Source organism: Anaerorhabdus furcosa (assembly GCF_900167375.1).
Classification (GTDB): Bacteria; Bacillota_I; Bacilli_A; order Erysipelotrichales; family Erysipelotrichaceae; genus Anaerorhabdus; species Anaerorhabdus furcosa.
The window spans coordinates 331027-351766 of record NZ_FUWY01000001.1; the positions used below are offsets into that span (position 1 = coordinate 331027).

Annotated in this window: 14 protein-coding genes and 1 riboswitch; of the genes, 2 read left to right on the forward strand and 12 right to left on the reverse strand. The window is 33.1% G+C overall.

Features of this window, described 5'->3' with window-relative positions; translation table 11 throughout:
• Position 1: 1 nt before the first annotated feature.
• From B5D14_RS01700 to B5D14_RS01710, 3 genes are all read right to left on the reverse strand, one after another.
• Complete coding sequence (locus B5D14_RS01700) at positions 2-484, reverse strand: PTS sugar transporter subunit IIB (protein ID WP_078710852.1); 483 nt, start codon at positions 482-484, stop codon at positions 2-4.
• Between the two features lie 82 nt (positions 485-566).
• Entirely contained in the window at positions 567-974 is a 408-nt protein-coding gene (locus tag B5D14_RS01705) for a PTS sugar transporter subunit IIA (protein WP_078710853.1), read from the reverse strand.
• A 97-nt stretch (positions 975-1071) separates the two neighbouring features.
• Positions 1072-3000 carry a BglG family transcription antiterminator gene (locus tag B5D14_RS01710; protein ID WP_078710854.1) on the reverse strand — a complete coding sequence of 643 codons (1929 nt, stop codon included), beginning with the start codon at positions 2998-3000 and terminating at the stop codon, positions 1072-1074.
• A 196-nt stretch (positions 3001-3196) separates the two neighbouring features.
• Between B5D14_RS01710 and B5D14_RS01715 the strand changes: the two genes are divergently transcribed.
• Both B5D14_RS01715 and B5D14_RS01720 read left to right on the forward strand, forming a co-directional pair.
• Entirely contained in the window at positions 3197-3955 is a 759-nt protein-coding gene (locus B5D14_RS01715) for an alpha/beta hydrolase (protein ID WP_078710855.1), read from the forward strand.
• A 365-nt stretch (positions 3956-4320) separates the two neighbouring features.
• Positions 4321-4761 (forward strand): hypothetical protein, encoded by a 441-nt coding sequence (locus B5D14_RS01720; protein WP_078710856.1) that lies wholly within the window; start codon positions 4321-4323, stop codon positions 4759-4761.
• 321 nt (positions 4762-5082) lie between these two features.
• Here B5D14_RS01720 and B5D14_RS01725 read toward each other — a convergent pair whose 3' ends face one another.
• The 9 genes from B5D14_RS01725 to B5D14_RS01765 all read right to left on the reverse strand — a co-directional run bounded on the left by B5D14_RS01725 (position 5083) and on the right by B5D14_RS01765 (position 20548).
• Complete coding sequence (locus tag B5D14_RS01725) at positions 5083-5769, reverse strand: HAD family hydrolase (RefSeq protein WP_078710857.1); 687 nt, start codon at positions 5767-5769, stop codon at positions 5083-5085.
• Positions 5770-5808: 39 nt separating this feature from the next.
• The gene (locus B5D14_RS01730; RefSeq protein ID WP_078711125.1) at positions 5809-7140 is read right to left on the reverse strand and encodes an MATE family efflux transporter; all 1332 of its coding nucleotides are present in this window, start codon (positions 7138-7140) and stop codon (positions 5809-5811) included.
• Entirely contained in the window at positions 7130-7564 is a 435-nt protein-coding gene (locus tag B5D14_RS01735; RefSeq protein ID WP_078710858.1) for a MarR family transcriptional regulator, read from the reverse strand. Before B5D14_RS01735 ends, B5D14_RS01730 begins: the two co-directional genes overlap by 11 nt.
• Before the next feature lie 113 nt (positions 7565-7677).
• A complete protein-coding gene (gene tuf / locus B5D14_RS01740; RefSeq protein ID WP_078710859.1) occupies positions 7678-8862 on the reverse strand; it encodes an elongation factor Tu in 1185 nt (394 codons plus the stop codon).
• An 80-nt stretch (positions 8863-8942) separates the two neighbouring features.
• Positions 8943-11018, reverse strand: coding sequence for an elongation factor G (gene fusA, locus B5D14_RS01745; protein WP_078710860.1), 2076 nt, complete (start codon positions 11016-11018; stop codon positions 8943-8945).
• An 18-nt stretch (positions 11019-11036) separates the two neighbouring features.
• On the reverse strand, positions 11037-11507 hold the full coding sequence (gene rpsG / locus B5D14_RS01750; RefSeq protein WP_078710861.1) for a 30S ribosomal protein S7: 471 nt from the start codon (positions 11505-11507) through the stop codon (positions 11037-11039).
• A 17-nt stretch (positions 11508-11524) separates the two neighbouring features.
• Entirely contained in the window at positions 11525-11944 is a 420-nt protein-coding gene (gene rpsL / locus B5D14_RS01755; RefSeq protein ID WP_078710862.1) for a 30S ribosomal protein S12, read from the reverse strand.
• Positions 11945-12216: 272 nt separating this feature from the next.
• A complete protein-coding gene (locus B5D14_RS01760) occupies positions 12217-16323 on the reverse strand; it encodes a GLUG motif-containing protein (RefSeq protein ID WP_078710863.1) in 4107 nt (1368 codons plus the stop codon).
• A 121-nt stretch (positions 16324-16444) separates the two neighbouring features.
• Positions 16445-20548, reverse strand: a complete 4104-nt coding sequence (locus B5D14_RS01765; RefSeq protein WP_078710864.1) for an Ig-like domain-containing protein — start codon at positions 20546-20548, stop codon at positions 16445-16447.
• A 60-nt stretch (positions 20549-20608) separates the two neighbouring features.
• Positions 20609-20684: riboswitch (cyclic di-GMP riboswitch) on the reverse strand.
• Between the last annotated feature and the right edge of the window lie 56 nt (positions 20685-20740).

Below are 20740 nucleotides of genomic sequence, written 5' to 3' on the forward strand. Positions count from 1 at the left end.
CCTATGCTTTCTTGAGCACATCCATTAAATCCTCACTTGGATTTGATGGGATTAGTTGGAGTGTTAGTTTAACTCCAAGTTTGTGTAAATCATTAAAACATTCAATTTCTTCTTTTGTCACTGCAACAGTATTGGCTATTTTTATCTTTCCCTCTGTATAAGTAAGATTACCCACATTTACTGTTTCAATTTTGACATTAGCTTGTATTAATCGAACTAATGTTTTAGGGCTTTTTAAAATTAAAAATACTCTTTGCCCATCATATGCATTTGCATTAATTCTTTCTGCCGCCTTTTCCACAGGCAATACAGAAAGTGCTACATTGTTTGGACATGCTAACTTCAATGACATTTTCAAAACATCATCCCCTGCTGCTGCATCGTCTACTACCATGATTCGAGTTACACCTAAATTATTAGTCCACATTGTTGCAACTTGCCCATGAATTAAACGATCATCAATTCTTACGTGTACAATTGCCATTTTTCCTTGTACTCCTTTCCTACTTGCATTCTAATTAACAATTTCAATTATCACCATTCAATGATTTTCCACATCATTACGGTTATTCATCATCTTCTGAAGTCATAACTTCGTAACAATTTAAGTAAACCAATTGTTTTTGTGCTTCATTCACAATTGCATTCACCTCTTCATTCATTAGATAATCATCTTGTTTTGCTACTATTTCTAAGATAACTGCAAGATTGACCCCAGTAATGATGTGAGTATGTTGTCTTTGTAAATAGGGTAAGAAAGCTCTATTTACACTTCCTCCTAGCAAATCAGTAAAGATAACTAATTCATCTTCCTCTTTTATATCTTGAAGTGCCACCTCAATCTTCTCTTGTAGGCTTTGGTTATCAATATATGCGCAAATAAATGAAATGTTTTGTTCACCCGCAAAAAACGTTACTGTATCAACCACTCCTTCCGCAAATTTTCCATGACTAGCAATTAGTATTTTTCTCATTCTATTTCTCCTTATTTCAATTTTATTTTCTATTTCAAATTAACAGTATCGGTTTTTTTTCCTTTACGTTGTGGAAACTAACTTTACCTAGTTTAGTTTATTGAACATCAATCAGTAAAAATGCTCGCTCAATTGCAAGTCTTATTTCTTCAAAGTTTTTAGCATTTAAACATTCATGAACAAACTCAAAGTCTTGAACTAACAATTGCAACCATTGTAGTACAGTAAACATTTGCTCTTCATTGTTTCCATTGGACACCATGAATACAAGTTGAGCATTTTCTTGTCCCCAAGTTATTGGATGTTTTAAAATCGCAACTCCGATAATTGTTTTCTCACTAGCTGGAAATAAACTATGTGCTATAACAACATTATTTCCTCTTTCAGTAGAACTAATTTCTTCTCTTTGCAATACCATTTGTTCAAACCCATTAGTAATCTTTGCATTCTCAATCATTTGCTTAGAAAGCTTAGTTATCACTTTTTCACTTGTTTGTGCATCAACATCAAATAAGCAACAGTTTTTATCCAGACAATTTAATAACGTATGCAACATAACACCTTTCTTTGAAAAGAAATCTTTTAATTCTTTTTTCTCTTGAGTATTAAATTGATTCATAATTTGAATTAATGATATCTTTGATCTAAATCTTGCTCTTGGCATATCTGTAATTATTAAATCTAATTCATTTTCTATTTGCTCATTTAACTCATAATGTTCAAGCACATGAATGGATTCAATGTATTTTGAGTAAGACTTCATTAATTTTTGTTTAACAATTAACGATTCATTTCTGCCCCTACTCCAAATTAATCCGATTTTCAAATGTGATCTGACTTTCATGTTTTGTTCCATGGATAGGTGAAGATGATTTGCAAGTACCGCGATTTCACTTTCATTCATTGTATAGCCATATTTTTTCACTAGATAATCAGCCATGATGACAGCATATTCAAAAGCTAAATTCGTTTGCTTTACTTGAACCATTGAATTACCATGATATTCATACCCATACGTAATACGTATAAGCATACTCTTTAACTCTCGTGATAATAATTTTCTTAACTGACTATCAAAAGAGAAATCTTGATTTGTGTAAGTAAATAAAAATTTCAACATTTCATCTTGTAGAAAATAACTTGTTTTGTTTTCAGTTAAATCAAACTCATCATCAATTCCTAAGATTTGTCTTGATAGTATATGTAATGTATAGTCGGCTATTTCATTTTCATCAGCGAGTGGTAGTATTTTGTTCCACCAATTCTTCATTAATTTATATTCACGATATGTTTTAATTTCCTCTAATTGATTGTCATCAAATTTTACTCTATGCTTTTTCTTAATTCTTAAATCAGCTATTTGCATTAATGCAATTGCTTGCTCTAAGGAAGACACTGAAATATGTATTTTATTTTCAATTAGAAATCTTATTATTTCTTGTTTACAAAAATTCGCATCTAATTCTACTCTTATTGTTTTAATCAGTGTAGTTCCTTCTTCATCCATATTCATATAATCACTTAATGCAAATCGAATATGTCGCTCATCACCAACAATTCTTAAACCATAATTTGGTTTATGTTCAAGTTTCAAATGATATGAATTCAAAATTTCTCTTACCTTCTTTAAATCAGCTGAAAGTGTTGTCCGTGATATAAATAATTGATTCTCAAATATTTCACTTTTTACATACCCGTCACTAATTAATAGTTGATGAAGAATCACCCTAATTCTTTCAGTCGCATAAGAAGGAATTGACGCACTATCACTGTATTTCTCATTGAAACTTTGTAGAAAAACATTGAATTCACCTCTATTAATTACTTCCAATGTATATCCTATACCGGATTTCGAAATAACTTGAGCCCCCATCCTTTGTAGAATTTGATCAATTAGTTTAATATCTCCACGTATTGTTCTTGATGTGGCACCTAAAATAGAACCTAAAAGTTCACTACTTAGAGGCTTTGAAGCATTGATTAAAACTTTCATGATTAAGATATGGCGTTTTTCTAATGCTAACATAATTAAATTCTCCTTTTATAAAGTCTAATCTATTCACCTCAATGTTTCCATATAACAATTTGCCAGTATCTCATGAAAAATAGTTGCATGAGATTTATGAGATTTTCCCCAACTAAAAATTAGCATTTTTTATCAAACATAGTGTATAATCAACAAATAATTAGCCAAAGTGTTACACTATAATTAGATCATCCGTATGAATGATCAATTAACTAAACAAGAATTAATCTTGTTGAATAATATGAATCAAGTGTATTTAGAAAGGTCAAACACAATGAAACTATTTAATATAAAACAAAAAGAAAAACCCGTTATTGTTTGCTTCCATGGTTTTGGAAGAAGACAAAAAGATGAGTTTTTACAACTTCAAAAGATTATTAAGGATTATGAATTTGTTATTCCTGATCTGTATAATATTGAAGATGAAACAGACACAGATTGGACCAATTGGATTAACCGTGCTGAAAGTACTATAAATAATTTAGCAAGCGAAGGCAAAAAAATAATCTTAGTTGGATTTTCAATGGGAGGAGTAATTGCAAGCTATTGTGCTACAAAACCAAATGTAGAAAAACTAATTCTATTAGCTCCTGCCTTTGAGTATGTAAACTTCAATAATGCAACTGATTTTGTGACTTCATTTTTTGAGAAAAAAGAAAAAGATGAATCCCCATACCCTGAGTTACCATCTTCTTTTACAATGACATTTACAAACTTAGTGAATAATTGTCGACCTGCTGTTGAGGATATTCAAGTACCTACACTTATTTTCCATGGATTAGAGGATGAAGTCATTCACTATTCATCGAGTAGGAAATTCTACAAAAAAATTCCTGCACCAATTAAACACTTATACTTAATTGAAGATGTTCATCATCGCATCCTGGATGATCTTCAACATGGAGAATTCACAATTAATTGCATTCAAACTTTTATCCAATCAAGAGGATGCTAAATAATTTATTTATTACTCAATAACATTATCATATATATGGATTTCTCTATGATTCTATATGTTGGTTTAAAATTATTTTTCTTACTTTTTAGTAAAATATAACCTAATTATTAACATTTATATGCAATTACTTAGAGAATTTTGTCGCTACTCATATTTTCATTCTTTTCAGTTGCATTCTTATTAAATTTCAATTTATATATACTCAGCTCAAAACTTTATCTAATCAATCAAAATTGCAAATGTTTCTATCTATTTAATTTTATCATAGCCAAATATAAATAAAAAGACTACAAAAAATTCAAACTTAGAACTAGGATATAGTCATAAAGAGGTACCTACTTTATCAAAGAAAAGGAGACATTATGAAAAAAATAATTTCTATCATTTGTTCTTTTGCATTGATATTGTGTTTCTCAAATCCTAGTGTCTTTGCTGAAGAGCACGAGAAAATTGTGGATACTAATTACAAAAGATTTGTTGTAATGAATACAATTCCTATGAATATTGACAACTCCACAAGTTTTCAAATTGAACCTAGAGGTGTAGGTGCAATACTTGTATTTTTAGGAGGTTGGCTAGCTGGCGAAATCATTAATGGAGTTTTTAAAGCTGCAACTGGAACTACTCCATCTGACATTGTTGCATCCGCTATTACAAAAGCGGTTAATTATGCTCTTGGAAAAGGAAAAAATATGTACGGATGTTCAATGAATTTTGATAAGAATGGTAACTACATCAGTGGCTCATCTGGCTGTGGTTTTGGCGGAACTGGTGGTGGTGGCTGGAGATTATTTACTTTATAAAATAGTTAAATAGTTTCCCAATTGGAGAAAAAAACAATCCAAATAGAAGCCCTAGTATTGCGACAACAGTGATGAATATCACTTTTGTCTTTTTATTTTTCTTCATTTTGTATTTTCCTTTCTTATTTTGTTTTATATAACTTATAATTTTATTTTTGTAAATATATAGAGATATTTATAATAAATTTTTCTTTTCTTGTAAGTATAAAAAGTAAGTAATTTGAAATATCATTCTTTTTAAATTATTGCGTTTATGTATCACTAACCATGAGTTTTAATATCCATTTACAAAGCACCAATTTACTTCATATACATGCTAAATTAATCTACTTGATTTTTTATTTCTTCTATTTTTTTAATAATTTCTGTGAAACTATAAATTCGGTGTACATCTGTATTGCATGGTCTTTCCTTGTCTGGCCATAACCAAACAGGTGTACAGTCCGCAAGTGTTGCACCATATACATCTGCATAGAAAGTATCCCCTACATAAATCATCTCTTCAGGTAATACATTTAATTGCTTGCATGATTCCATAAATATTCTAGGGTCTGGCTTATGAATCCCAAAATCACCTGAAACGATCACAGAATCAAAGTATTGTTTTAAATCTGTATAATCTAATTTACTATGTTGTCCTTTTGAATCACCGTTGGTGATACAACCTATTTTATAGTGTTTCTTCAATTCTTTTAAAGTCTCCACGACACCTTCTCGTAACACTTGATATTCATGGAAATTATCTAACCACTTACTAGCCAAGTCATTTGTGACTTCAATGTCTAGTTTGTATGTTTTCGCCAATTGATCAAACACGAATCTTTTTGATACTGTACCATATTGGTCCCACGTCATACAATTTTGTACAATTGCTTCAAATTCAATTGATGTATCATCCACTTCTGGAAATAAGATTTTTATATCATGTCTATATTTATCATAGGCAGCATGTGATCTTAATGAAAGTGTTCCATCAAAATCAAATACGATTGCTTTTATATTTTTCATATTTATACCTCTTGGATATTATACGTGAAATTTCATAAATTACAAATAACCATACTCATCTTTAGAACGATAAAGACAAATAATAGAAAGAATTATACCCAAAAATTCTGCAACAGGTACCGCTAACCAAATCCCTTCAATACCAATAATATTTGGTAGCAATAAAAGTGATGCAATTAAGAATAGGAATGTTCTTACAAATGATATAAGTGCTGATATCTTTCCATTAGATAATGATGTAAACAATGCTGAAGCAAAGATATTGAAACCTACGAAGATAAAACTAATTGAGAATATTGGAAAACCATGCTTCGCAATCTTAAATACTTCAGATCCTTGTTTTGCAAAAATAGAAATGATAATATCTTCAAATCCATTGGATAGTAGAACCATAAGTACAGAGAATATAGAAACAAGAAGTATACTCATTTTGAAATACTTTTTTATTTTCGCTCGATTTCTTTCTCCATAGTTGTAACTGAATATTGGTGCTACTCCTTGAGAATATCCTAAGAAAATTGATGTTAATAGGAATTGCGCATACAAAACGATCGTGATTGCTGCAACACCTGTTTCACCCATGTATCTAAGCATCATCATATTAAATAAAAATGTTGTTACAGAGATGGATAGATTGCTCACCATTTCAGATGAACCATTTGAACAAGTTGTTAATAAGACATCTTTTCTAAATACTGGTTTTTCAAAATGAAGGATTGTTTCTTTTTTTATCATGAAATAATATACACCATAAATTGCTGGTATTGAATAACCAATGACTGTTGCAAATGCTGCACCACCAATACCCCAATTAAAAATAGCGATAAAAACATAGTCTAAAACAATGTTTGCAACACCACCAAGTAGTGTTGTTATTAAACCTAAATTTGGTTTACCTGCTGTTACAAAGAAACTTTGGAAAATCATTTGAAATATCGCCAATGGAGTACCAATGGCTAGAATCATCAAGTAATCTTTGCAATATCCAAATAACGCTTCTGTAGCCCCTAATAGAAGAATTATCTCATCGATGAATAAGAGTCCAAAAATGACTAAAAGAACTCCCAAAACTAGTCCAAACAAGCAAATAAGGCTAAAATTCTGTTTTGCATCCATTATTTTGTTCTCGCCCATGTTTTTCGCAATGATTGCACTGCCACCTGTACCAATCATAATCGCAATACCCACAACAATACTAGGTATTGGATAAACAATGTTAATTGCAGATAAGGCATACTCATTAATTAAATTCGATACAAATACCCCATCAATCATCGTATACAAAGCCAAGAAAACCATCATAACTATTGGTGGTCCAGTAAACTTTAAAAGTGACATCAATGTGAAATCTTTTCCTAAACTATTTTTCATTTTCCATTTCTTGAATATAATCATTGCGCATATCATCTAAGATATTGCAAAATATTCCAATCTCCTTTTCACTATACTTTCTTTTTACATTTGAAATTGCATGCGACATCGCTTTCTCAACAAGTTTATAGTAAACTCTACACCGAGAACTCACCTCTACATAATAAACTCTACGATCTTCACTACTTTGTCTTTTAATCACTAAATCTTGTTTTAATAATTCATTTAGTTTTAATGTAACAGCTGCCTTAGACACACATAACTTCTCCGCAAGATAACTCCCTGTACAATTTGGTGTTAAGTTAATTAAATCTAAATAAAGTAAAGAGTTATAACTAATATTCCACTCTTCCATATGATTCAATAAATGCAATTCATTTAATGTTACTTCATATATATAATTCTTCAAAGAATCTTTAATCATTCTATTTATACTCCTTTAGTTTAGTTTGCTTAACCATTTTATAAAATTATACTCAAAAACACAAGAAAAAAAGCACATTTTGCAATGTGCTTTAATTATTTAATAAGCTAAACTTATTTAATGATTTCTGTAACGTTACCAGAACCTACAGTTCTTCCACCTTCACGGATAGAGAACTTAGTTCCTTGTTCAACAGCGATTGGAGCGATTAATTCAACGATCATTTCGATGTTGTCTCCAGGCATAACCATTTCAGTACCTTCAGGAAGTTTAACAACTCCTGTTACGTCAGTTGTACGGAAATAGAATTGAGGACGGTAGTTAGTTACGAATGGTGTATGACGTCCACCTTCTTCTTTAGTTAATACGTATACTTGAGCTTTGAAAGCTGTATGTGGAGTAACTGATCCAGGTTTAGCTAGACATTGTCCACGTTCGATTTCATCACGAGAAACACCACGTAATAATGCACCAATGTTGTCTCCTGCTTCAGCATAGTCTAATAATTTACGGAACATTTCGATACCAGTAACAACTGATTTCTTAGTATCATGAATACCAACGATTTCAACTTCTTCGTTAAGGTTTAAGTGTCCACGTTCAACACGTCCAGTAGCAACTGTACCACGACCTGTAATTGTGAATACATCTTCAACAGCCATTAAGAATGGTTTGTCTGTTTCATGAGTTGGAGTTGGAATCCAAGAGTCAACTGCATCCATTAATTCAGCAACTTTTGCTTCCCAATCAGCATTTCCTTCAAGAGATTTTAATGCAGAACCACGGATAACTGGTGTATCATCACCTTCGAAACCGTAAGCACTTAGAAGTTCACGAACTTCCATTTCAACAAGGTCGATTAATTCTTCATCTTCAACCATGTCGCATTTGTTCAAGAATACAACCATTCTTGGAACACCTACTTGACGAGCAAGTAAGATATGTTCACGAGTTTGAGGCATTGGTCCATCAGTTGCAGCAACTACTAGGATTGATCCATCCATTTGAGCAGCTCCAGTGATCATGTTTTTGATATAGTCAGCATGGCCTGGGCAGTCAACGTGTGCATAGTGACGTGCATCTGTTTCGTACTCAACGTGAGAAGTATTAATTGTAATACCACGTTCTTTTTCTTCTGGTGCTCCATCGATTTGGTCGTAAGCGCGAGCTTCAGCCTTACCTGATTTTGCAAGGTAGTTAGTAATAGCAGCAGTTAATGTTGTTTTACCATGGTCAACGTGTCCAATAGTACCAATATTAACGTGTTCTTTACTTCTGTCAAATTTTTGTTTTGCCATTGTGCAAATTCCTCCTAATTTTTTATGTGTATAACCAAATACATTTTAAGATAAACACTCAAATAATGCAATATTTTAAACTAATCTTTAGCGTTTTTCTTAGCGATACCTTCTGCAATGCTCTTAGGCACTTCTGAGTAGTGATCAGTTTGCATTACATAGTTTCCACGACCTTGTGTAAATGAACGAAGATCTGTAGAATATCCGAACATTTCAGAAAGTGGTACAAATGCTTTTACTTTAATCGCATTTCCAATTTCTTCTTGGTCACGGATTTGTCCACGACGTTTTGTAATATCACCCATTACTGAACCTAAATATTCAGCAGGAGCAGTTACATCAACTGTCATGATTGGTTCAAGAATAACTGGTTTACATTTTTTAGCTGCTTCTTTAAGTGCCATACTTGCTGCAATCTTATATGCCATTTCAGATGAATCGACATCATGATAAGATCCGTCAAATAATGTAGCCTTAATATCTACAACTGGGTAACCAGCAACTAAACCATTGTTTAGTGCAGCTTCCAATCCATCATGAGCTGGTTTGATATATTCTCTTGGAACTGTTCCTCCAACGATAGCATCAATCCACTCAAAACCTTTACCTTCTTCATTCGGTTCAAAACGAATCCAAACATGTCCGTATTGTCCACGCCCACCTGATTGACGAACGAATTTACCTTCACACTCTGCTGTACCACGAATTGTTTCACGGTAAGCAACTTGTGGAGCACCAACATTTGCGTCAACTTTGAATTCACGGCGCATACGATCAACAATGATATCTAAGTGAAGTTCACCCATACCAGCAATGATTGTTTGTCCTGTTTCTTCATCAGTGTATGTTTTGAATGTTGGATCTTCTTCAGCAAGTTTTGCAAGAGCAAGACCCATTTTATCAGAGTCAGCTTTTGTTTTAGGCTCAACTGACATTTGGATAACTGGTTCAGGGAACACCATTGATTCAAGAATAATTGGAGCCTTTTCATCACATAGTGTATCTCCTGTAGTAGTAGCTTTTAATCCTACAGCAGCAGCAATATCACCAGCATAAACTTCTTCAATTTCAGCACGGTGGTTTGCATGCATTTGAACTAAACGCCCAAAACGTTCACGAGTATCTTTTGTAGCATTTAATACATAACTTCCAGATGATGCAGTACCTGAGTACACACGGAAGTAAGTTAAACGACCTACAAATGGGTCAGTCATAACTTTAAATGCTAATGCAGAGAATGGTTCAGAATCATCAGCATGTCTTGCTTCTTCTTTCCCATCTTCAGTAATCCCTTGAATTGAAGGAATATCTAAAGGTGAAGGAAGATATTCAAGAACAGCATCCAACATTAATTGAACCCCTTTGTTCTTATATGAAGATCCACACAATACTGGGAAGAATTCAGATGCAAGAACTCCTGTACGGATTGCACGTTTGATTTCTTCAATTGTAGGTTCTTCACCTTCAAGTACTTTCATCATTACATCATCATCGAAGTCAGCAACCATTTCGCATAGTGTAGCACGAAGCTCTTCTGCTTGGTCTTTGAATTCATCAGCGATTTCAGTAACTTCAATGTCTGTACCCAAATCATTTTTATACATATATTGTTTACGTTCGATTAAATCAATAATTCCTCTAAATGTATTTTCAGCACCGATTGGCATTTGAATAGCAGCACCTTTAGCTCCTAAACGATTTCCAATTGAGTTAACTGACATTAAGAAGTCAGCACCAGTCGCATCCATTTTATTACAATAAACGATACGTGGTACTTTATAAGTTGTAGCTTGTCTCCAAACTGTTTCAGTTTGAGGTTCTACCCCAGCTTTTGAGTCAAGAACTGTAACAGCACCATCTAATACACGAAGTGAACGTTCAACTTCAACTGTGAAGTCTACGTGACCTGGAGTATCGATAATGTTTACACGGTAACCCTTCCATGATGCAGTTGTAGCTGCGGAAGTGATTGTAATACCACGTTCTTGTTCTTGAGCCATCCAGTCCATTTGAGAAGCTCCATCATGAGTTTCCCCAATTTTGTGAGTTTTCCCTGTATAGTAAAGGATACGCTCTGTAGTAGTAGTCTTACCAGCATCGATGTGAGCCATGATACCGATATTTCTTGTATGTAGTAAATCAAATTCACGTGCCATAACTGTATTTCCTCTCTACTACCAGCGATAGTGAGCGAATGCTTTATTCGCGTCAGCCATTCTGTGAGTATCATCTTTCTTCTTAACTGAAGCTCCTGTACCGTTTGCAGCATCAATAATTTCATTTGCTAAACGTTGTTCCATTGTTTTCTCATTTCTTAAACGAGAATAGTTAACGACCCAACGAAGACCTAGTGTTAATTTTCTTTCAGCAGAAACTTCTACTGGAACTTGGTAGTTAGCACCACCTACACGACGAACTTTAAGTTCAAGAAGTGGCATTACGTTAGCTAATGCTTTTTCAAAAACTTCCATTGGTTGTTGTCCAGTTTTTTCTTCTACAATATCAAATGCGTTATAAAGAATTGTTTGAGCAACTCCTCTTTTTCCGTCTAACATAATCTTATTGATTAAACGAGTAACTAATTTTGAATTGTAGATAGGATCTGCAAGAACATCTCTTTTTGCTATATAACCTTTTCTTGGCATTCTAATTACCTCCTATCCTATTTAGCAGCCTTTGGCTTTTTAGTACCGTATAATGAACGAGATTGATTACGTCCAGTTACACCAGCACAGTCCAAAGTTCCGCGGATAATGTGATAACGAACCCCTGGTAAGTCTTTAATACGACCTCCACGGATCATAACCACACTATGTTCTTGTAAATTGTGTCCGATTCCTGGGATGTAAGCTGTAACTTCCATTCCATTGCTCAAACGCACACGAGCGTATTTACGAAGAGCTGAGTTAGGCTTTTTAGGAGTCATTGTCCCTACACGAGTACAAACCCCTCTCTTTTGAGGACTAGATAAATCTGTTGAAGTGCTCTTTAAAGAGTTGTAACCTTTGTTTAAAGCTGGAGATTTAGATTTCCAAACTTTATTTGTACGACCTTTACGTACTAACTGATTAATTGTTGGCATTAATAGTTCTCCTTTCGAATTCTAAGCACACACTTCCAAGCGTGCCGTACATTAGCATAAATAATAGTTTCCATGCAGGAAACTTTAGTAGTCGCTAAGCCTTATTATTTTAGTTCATTTCACTATTGCTTGTCAACAGTAAAAGTTCAAATATTTCATATCTTTATAAAAACTACTCATTTTCTTGAATTATCCCTGTATAATCGCATAATTATGTCCAATACACAAAGAAAAAAGTGAATAACACTCGTTATCCACTTACATTAATATCTTTATTCTTTTATCTCTATTTCTGATTCAATAGATGTTTCAGAAGAAACTGGAGTTTCTGTAGTAACTGGTTCTTCAGATGGAACTGGTTCTGGAATTATGCTTTCACCCAGTTCTTTTTCTTCTTCATCAGCTACTGGTAATGTAACTTCGTTATTCATATCAAGATTCGTTGTTTGGGATATGTCAGAACTAACTCTAGTATACTTATCCGTTCCTTCAATCTTATGTCCATTTCCAATTTCAGAAAGCGAGTTCACAGTCCACGTGCAATTAATCAATTGAACTATTGTTGCATCATCTCTCAAAAAGCCTACTAATGCACCTACTTTATCAGCACTTGGTCCTGTAACGGTGCCTGTTGCTGAACAGTTTTCAAGAATAGTGAAGATTTCATTTGTTCCTAGAACTTCACCAATTAAGCCTCCGATAGAAATATTATTAGCAGTTATGTAGTCTTCCAATGCATTAGAGCTTACATTTCCTGTTGATGAACTATCTTTAACACCTACTCCTCTGCTTAGAAACCCAACTAAGCCACCTACTTTACGTGTTCCTTCAACATTTACATTTGAAGAACAATTAATAATCATATAAGTAGAGCTATTTAATTCCCCTGTAAATCCAACTAATCCGCCTACATTATCACCTTCAAAGTTTGCAGCTAGATATATACCTCTTACAAAACTTGAAGAATCAACATCAACTCTACTATTGCTAACTGAACCATAACCTTGACCACCCAATCCACCTACTTTGTAGTTACCAACAATTTCAATATGCCCTTGCACAGCACAATTATCGATATCACCTGTAGAATAACTACCAATTATTGCACCTACATTTGCTTTACCAGTTAAGATTGCATTATTTATTGTAACGTTTTTAATTACTCCTGGTGTAATCATATTTCCAAACAAACCAGTTCCCAAATCAGAATTTTCGTTTGAACATGTTAAATTAGATATTACTTTATTGTTTCCATCAAATGTACCCATAAAATGTTTCTCAGTTGTTCCTATTGGTGTCCAATTGAGATTACTCAAGTCAATATCATTTGATAATTTGACTGTCTTTCCTTGGAATGTATTTCCATTATTTACGAGTTGAGCTAAACCAGCTAACTCCTTGGCATTTCTAAGTATGTATACTTCTTCATTTACATCATACCAATTTACATCAATATCTGTACCATTCCATGGTAAATTTATATTTTTATCATTTACCTTACCATATGTAACATTACCCGTTAGTTTAGCATCAACTTCGATAATAAGTTCTGTGTCATCTTCAATTCTAACACTTGCTTCACTTGGAATGATCAACTCGCTATTTGCTTTTACAACAAATATGTTCTCACCATCTTCATGTGTGTTTGATTCATTAAAACTATAATTCTTGGTTGCCATTTCAATAATTGCCTCATCTGGGAAAGCATATTGTAAGCCACCTAATAAACCTGTTTCATTTGATCCATAATAGTATCGATAAGTATTCCAACCTGTATTATGTCCATAATCAGAGTAAATAAAATCATTGGCACAATTTTGGTAACTATTTGATTTTGCTAAAGTTGCATAATCCAAAGTCAAATTAACTGTTTTAGTAGCTCCTTTTTTGTTATTCATGCCATCTAAAAATCCTAGACCTGCAGTAACAATAATTCCTGAACTAGACCAATCTTCATTCTCATGCTGATAGCCAATAATTGTATTATTATTAATTACAACGTTAGTTGCTTTATCAGTTCCTGCATACACTACAACTCCATTTGAAACTAATCCTGAAAGTTGTTTATTCGAATTAGAAACAAGTGTGTTATTTTCTAATGTGAATTGATTGGAAATAGCCCAAATAGCCGCCTTCCCTAGCAACGGTGTTGTTTCATTTAAATAGCCTTGATTGTGAATTTCCAAATCGCTAATTTTTATTCCATCTGCATTTAAGATAAATGAACCATAAACTTCGCTTCCTGTTTCACCTTGAATTGTTGTTGCTGCATTAATCGAATATACTTTATAGTCTTGATCTGAACCAATAATACCTCTTACTTTTATGCTGTTTTTTTTGTTTGCTAACGCTTGTTCCAACTGTTGCTTAGTTTGTACTATGACTTCTGCCGATTTATCTGACATATAGAATGGCACAGTTTCTACAACAGTACTTCCACTAATAATTTTTGGATTTTCAATTTCTTTATCTTTTATAATTACTGTTCCAGTATTTTCAAAAGATTCAATTTTGACTTCAGCAACACTTGCCCATCCTGCTAAACTACCAGCATTAACTAAAGTAGCATTTACTGTTCCTTGATTTGAACAATCTTTAACAAATACGGTTGAATCATATCCACTTGTATTAATCACGTTATCTTTTTCCCAATATGGAAATTGATTTTTATCAATCGTTGAAGACCCTGAGAATTTTGATGTAGCTTCAACAATACTTCCCCAAATACCACCTACATTTGATTGCCCTTGAATACTTACATTAGAACCAACTTTACAATCAATAAAACTATATACTGCATTATTATTGGCAATATTGTAATGGCGATAATTCCACATTTGCCCAACAATTCCGCCAGCCGCCCATGACTCATCACTATACACAATACCTGCTTTTACCGTTCCATCAATAAGTTCAATATTTTCAAATGTTGAACCACCAAAACTATATGCCGCAACAACCGCTACACGACTTTCACCCGTAATTTCAAAATTTGAAAACTTCACATTTTTAATAGTAGCCTTACCCAATGCACCAAAAAGCGCAGAACCATCATTGACTGTATCTCCATTGTTATAACATTTCAAACCACTAATTGTATGATTATTACCATTTAATGTTCCTAGGAATGTACGGTAATAAAACCAATAGTCTTTATAGTTTGAACCTGCATCTTGACCATCCAACGTAGCTCCACCTTTTGCATAGCGATACCCAATCGGTGTCCACTCTTTCTTATTTAAATTTATATCTGATCCTAAGTTGACAGTTTTACCTTCAAATGTAATTCCATCATTAACAAGTTTTCCAAAACCGGCAAATTGTGCACCTGTTGTAATCGTATAAGTAGTTGAACTTTCACTATACCAACTAGTATCTATTGTTTGTCCATCCCACGCAGTATCAACTGGTGGTGTCGTTGGATTCGGTGTTGACGCTGGTACTTCCGGAGTTGGGGTAGCTGTTGGCACCACAGTAGGAGTTATTGTAGGTTTTGGTGCTACCGTTGGTGTTGCAGAAGCAGTAGGTGTTGGTGTACTTATAGGATTATTTGTAACATCTTGAATTGGATTAGCACTCACAACTATGCTATCTGGTTTGATGTCCCCAGTAATATGTGTTGAATCAGTTGTTAAAACTGATGTGACTTTTCCCTCGCCTGATAAACCTACTTTTGTTTCTGTTGCTAAACTATTAACAACAACATCTTTCGATATTGTTAAATCAGTATTTTTCGCATTTGCTGAAACCTTAACAATATCAATAGATGCTTCTATTTTCACTGTACTTTGTGCTTTCAAACTCAATTCGCCAATAGGTGATTGAACATGTAAACTTGTGGGAGCATTTACCTCAATAGTGGATACCTTTGCATTAGGTTGCACCATTACATTGCTACCACTACTTGTATCTTTAACATTAATGGAATTTACCTCACCATTAACTTCGATATTAGAATTTTGCATTACCGTTACTTGATTAACTTTGGTGTTTTCTGAAACGACTATACGTACTGGATTGTTTACTTTATTCGCTTCAATTTCATTAATAACACAATTATTAACATGGATTGAATTAAGTCCACCACCCTTTACAATTAATTTCCCTTGTATTGAAACATTATCTAAAGTGACGTTTCCTTCTCCAACCTTTTCATCGATAATTAAATCACCTTTGAAATTAACATTTTTAAGTGTAACTTCTGAAGCAGTAATTGTTCCTGTATCAAACGAACCTGTTTCTTCATAGGATTTGGACTCATCATAAATCATTTCTGACGTTTTCTCATTGTTTGCTTTTTCATCTTTTTTCGTTGTACAGCCACTTAGCAAACTCAACCCCATCCCCAAACACAATACCAATGTAAATAATTTTTTCATTTTCTTTCCCCTTTTCACTTTACTTAACACTCAAATAGCACATCATCAACTGCACAACTTTTTTGTGTTGCGTATACTTTTAAGAGAGCTTGCTTGGCAAACTCTCTTTTACAATTACACTTTAAAAATTCAAATCTGTTTCATTAATTTGAGTTTCCGATTCCTGTGTTGTTTCAATTAAATCTGTTTCTTTATTTTCATCAGTTTGTTCACTATTTTCTTCAGGTACTAAATCAAGATCAGTTGGTACTGTGCTAGGTTGTAAAGATTTCACTTCCAGTACAACTTCTTCTTCCTCACCCCAAGAATCTACAGTTGCATTAAATCCAGGTGCGGATTCTGTAACTTCAATAATTGCAGTTTTTGTCACACCTCGATGCGTTGCAGAAATTGTTGCTTTTCCTTTTGCTTTTGCGCTCACCAAACCATTTTGGTCAACTGTTGCAATATTTTCATTTGAAGATGACCACACAATTAAATTATTATTTGATTGCGGCTTTGTAAGCGTTAGTTGAACAGTTTCATTTACATTTAATTTATGTTCTGTAATATCTAAACTTATACGATCATTTTCCAATGGAATATCGATACTTTGTGTTTCTTTTGTGATTTGCCCATTATAAATAACGATAATATCAACATATAGTTTATCTACAGTATCCAACCAACCCACTGGCTGAACAGTACTTGGATTTGTCCAAGTTTGCCATGATGAACTTCCATTAGGTAAAGAATATCCAATGTTGGTTCCATTTGTATCACCTAAATAGTTTCCATCCATATCTGCAAGATAACCACCCCAAAGTTTATTTTTAACTAGTGGGTTATTATTGCCAGTTGTTAACGGGTAGCTAACATCTCCTTGTTTATAGTAATATGTCAAAATAATATCATTACCTATTAGTTTTGCAGCATTTTGTACTACATTTGAATCACTGCTTGAAAGCAAATTAGTATATTGTTCACTAACCATGTCAATACTTGTTAGCTGACTATTATAATTATCAAAAGTAAATCCTTTATCAAGTGTAAATCGAACAATTACGTTTTCTCCACGACGATATTCAACTTCAAAATTCGAAATAGTCACTGGATTTGTATCCAATAAGGAGTATACATCTCCAACTTGAACATTTGGATATTGATCATTACTCTTTTTAGTAATTTCAAGAGTATTATCTTCTCGCAAAGTAAAATATACATTATTTGAATAACCCCCAATATACCGATTAAGAGTTTCTTGTTTTATACTTCCATCAGCATTATATTCAATTTCATCAATTCTCAAATCACCAAAATTATTGTCACTTACTGCCACTTTATAATTTTCATCTTCATACTTAATTTGAATTACTTCATTTGTATTTCTTTGATTTACGAAAGTACCTACTACGCCTAAATCAGGTTTTGGTAAACTTCCATTTTTCTTTAATATAATTTTATAACTTGTTGTCTTTCCATTTGGATTTTTTAATTCTACAATCAATTTATTTTGTCCATTTAATGATTGTTTTGGAACAATCGTAGTATCATTAGAAAAATTATAAATAGATTGAGGTTCATTCATTGTATACAGTTTATATGTTGTATCACTACCAATTTGCGGGTTAACCTTAACAACAATAGATTCCATAGCATTCCAATCAATTTCACCAATTCCTTCAAAGTAATAATCTCCATAGCCAGGATAGGTTGTATCAAAGTTTAAAATTTGATCATTTATCATAATCTTCGAATTGATGCTATCAACTGAATATTTACCTGTAATTTCATCAATAAAGAACGAATTCTCTAATAATATTAGTTTAAGGCTTTCCGCTGTTGTATTGTTATATTTCAAAATTTTTGTATTACTTCCAGAAAAATTAACTAACATTTTGCTAGCTGATGTATATTCTCGACCAGCATTACCATAATCATTATTTAATTCTGTGATAATACAATTATTAATAGTAATTTCTTTACTTGCAATATATAGTGGATTCTTTATTTCTTGATTATTTCTACCATTTATCGTTAGAGAATAGCTTCCTCCGTTTGTAGTTAATCCAATTAATCTTAATCCAGTTTGTTCAACAAAATTATTAATAACTACTTCTGATGAAGAAGTACCAATATAACTACCTTCTGCAACTATACCTGCAAACCCAGTAATATTATCCCAAGTTCCTTTAACACTTCCATTATTTATACAGTCAGTTAGAACAATTCCATAATATTCTCCATCCACAAAATCTTCATTGCTTCTACCTCGACCAATAATTCCACCAGCAGCTCCTTTACCTACACCATTATAAATGGATTCGCTAGTTACTTCACCATTATTGACAGTTTGAATTATTTGCCCTGTATATTCTCCCGCTATTCCTCCAACACTTGTTGGACTATTGCTGCTAAAGTTTGAATACACACGTCCGTTATTTGTACTATTTACAATTGCGTTGAATTGAATTATATTTGGTGTTCTACTTGAAAAATGTCCAGTTCCAGCTATTCCTCCAACTGTTAAACCACCATTTACACTACCATTGTTTATACAATTTTCTATTGCATAAACATTTGGGGTACCATCTTCTTGACTCATTTTTCCAACAATTCCGCCAGTTGATGTAACTCCATTAACTGTTCCATTATTCACACAATTTTTAATTGCAGACTGATTAGCTGCTACAAATTGACCAACAATTCCTCCAGTATTTCCTGCAGTACCATTTACGATTGCAACATTACTACAATTCAAAATAATTGATCCTTTTGTACTTAACCCCGCAATTCCTCCAACTTCTTTAGCAGTTACACTACCACTAGTTGTTGAATTACTAATTGTACTTGTATTCGTTATTTTTCCCGCAATTAATCCCGCACAATCGTTTGAATCTACACTAACATTACCTACTACATTCAAATTTTTTATAGTTCCATTTGAAACAACACTAAATAAACCTGTTGGAATTGTTACATCGTCACTAGGTGACTTCGTAATATTTATATTTTTAATTACTAAATTATTTCCATCAAAAATACCTTTAAAAGAATTAGTATCTCCTTTACCAATTGGAGTCCATTCAAAATTTGCTAAGTCAATATTAGCATTCAGCGTAATTATTTTATTTTCGAAACTATTTCCATCACTCACAAGTTGTGCTAAACCAGCAAGTTGATCTGCCTTATTAATAACAAATGAGTTAGTCGAATCGTTATACCACGAGCTATCAACAGTTGTACCATCCCATGCTGATGTAGGAATTGGTGTTGCTGTTGGTGCCGGTGTTGGATTAGAAGTTTCTGGTGTTGCTGTTGGTGCTTGTGTAGGTACCACTGTTGGTTTTGGTGTTGCAGGTTTTGGTGTTTGCGTTGCTACAGGCGTTGGTGTTGCCACTGCAACTTCTTTATTTGTATCCTGAATAGGATTCGTACTTACTGTGGTTGTATCTGCTTTTATATTACCTGTAACATTTGTTTTATCTGTTGTTAATACTGTTTGTAATTTTCCATCACCTGAAACATCTACTTTAGTCTCAGTTGCCAAGCTACCTACCACTGCATCTTTTCCCAAAGTGATAGCTGTATTTTGTGCATTTGAAGAAACAGTCACTGTAGTTACAGGTGCTTCAAGATTTACTTTACTTGCAGCTTTAATATCGAGTTGCCCAATTGGTGCCTTTGATGATAATTCAACAGTTGCATTTAGATCAACTTTTTTTATTTGTGCATTTTCTTTTATTTCAACAACACTTCCTGTTGAAGAAGATGTTAATGAAAGATTTTTAATTTCACCTTGTACTTCGAGTTTAGTTTCACTTGCGATTTCTAGGTTATCCACTGATGTGTTTTCAGAAACGATAATACGCACTTTCCCATCAGGTCGATTACTCGAAATAGAGTTAACTTTACTATTATCAATATGAACAGAGTTCTCTCCTCCACCATTAACAATTAATTGTCCTTTTATTTCTACACCATCAAGAAATACATTTCCTTCTCCAACTTGCTTATCAATGATTAAGTCTTGTTCGAATGTTGTATTTTTAATTGTTACATCTTGCGCAACTATTTTTCCTGACTCTAACTTTTCGTTTTCATAAGTTTTAGACTCATCAAAAAGCATTACAGTTTCTTTTTGATCTACAACTGCCGTTTCATCTTTTGGTTTATTGCTTGAACAACCTGTTAAAGTCGCAACAATAAGCAAAATACTCAAAAATTGTATTCCCAGTTTTTTCATGTTGTCTCTCCTTTATAATACAAAAAGTGTACCCGGCTATACCCAGTACACTTATGGTTCTTGTGCAACTGGCTACCATTTAACAGGCCCTATAGCTTTGTGCCCCTACCTTTCGATAGGTTTACCGATGATATCTTTACTTTAATTATACCAACTCAATTTATTATTACAAGTAACAAATACAACTTTAAA

What these genes read in the sequence shown, in the direction of transcription:
- B5D14_RS01710 (WP_078710854.1), bottom strand. Translation starts at nt 3,000, where the DNA reads ATGTTAGCATTAGAAAAACGCCATATCTTAATCATGAAAGTTTTAATC.
- rpsL (WP_078710862.1), bottom strand. Translation starts at nt 11,944, where the DNA reads ATGCCAACAATTAATCAGTTAGTACGTAAAGGTCGTACAAATAAAGTT.
- B5D14_RS01760 (WP_078710863.1), bottom strand. Translation starts at nt 16,323, where the DNA reads ATGAAAAAATTATTTACATTGGTATTGTGTTTGGGGATGGGGTTGAGT.
- B5D14_RS01700 (WP_078710852.1), bottom strand. Translation starts at nt 484, where the DNA reads ATGGCAATTGTACACGTAAGAATTGATGATCGTTTAATTCATGGGCAA.
- B5D14_RS01765 (WP_078710864.1), bottom strand. Translation starts at nt 20,548, where the DNA reads ATGAAAAAACTGGGAATACAATTTTTGAGTATTTTGCTTATTGTTGCG.
- tuf (WP_078710859.1), bottom strand. Translation starts at nt 8,862, where the DNA reads ATGGCAAAACAAAAATTTGACAGAAGTAAAGAACACGTTAATATTGGT.
- B5D14_RS01720 (WP_078710856.1), top strand. Translation starts at nt 4,321, where the DNA reads ATGAAAAAAATAATTTCTATCATTTGTTCTTTTGCATTGATATTGTGT.
- B5D14_RS01730 (WP_078711125.1), bottom strand. Translation starts at nt 7,140, where the DNA reads ATGAAAAATAGTTTAGGAAAAGATTTCACATTGATGTCACTTTTAAAG.
- fusA (WP_078710860.1), bottom strand. Translation starts at nt 11,018, where the DNA reads ATGGCACGTGAATTTGATTTACTACATACAAGAAATATCGGTATCATG.
- B5D14_RS01705 (WP_078710853.1), bottom strand. Translation starts at nt 974, where the DNA reads ATGAGAAAAATACTAATTGCTAGTCATGGAAAATTTGCGGAAGGAGTG.
- B5D14_RS01715 (WP_078710855.1), top strand. Translation starts at nt 3,197, where the DNA reads ATGAATGATCAATTAACTAAACAAGAATTAATCTTGTTGAATAATATG.
- rpsG (WP_078710861.1), bottom strand. Translation starts at nt 11,507, where the DNA reads ATGCCAAGAAAAGGTTATATAGCAAAAAGAGATGTTCTTGCAGATCCT.
- B5D14_RS01725 (WP_078710857.1), bottom strand. Translation starts at nt 5,769, where the DNA reads ATGAAAAATATAAAAGCAATCGTATTTGATTTTGATGGAACACTTTCA.
- B5D14_RS01735 (WP_078710858.1), bottom strand. Translation starts at nt 7,564, where the DNA reads ATGATTAAAGATTCTTTGAAGAATTATATATATGAAGTAACATTAAAT.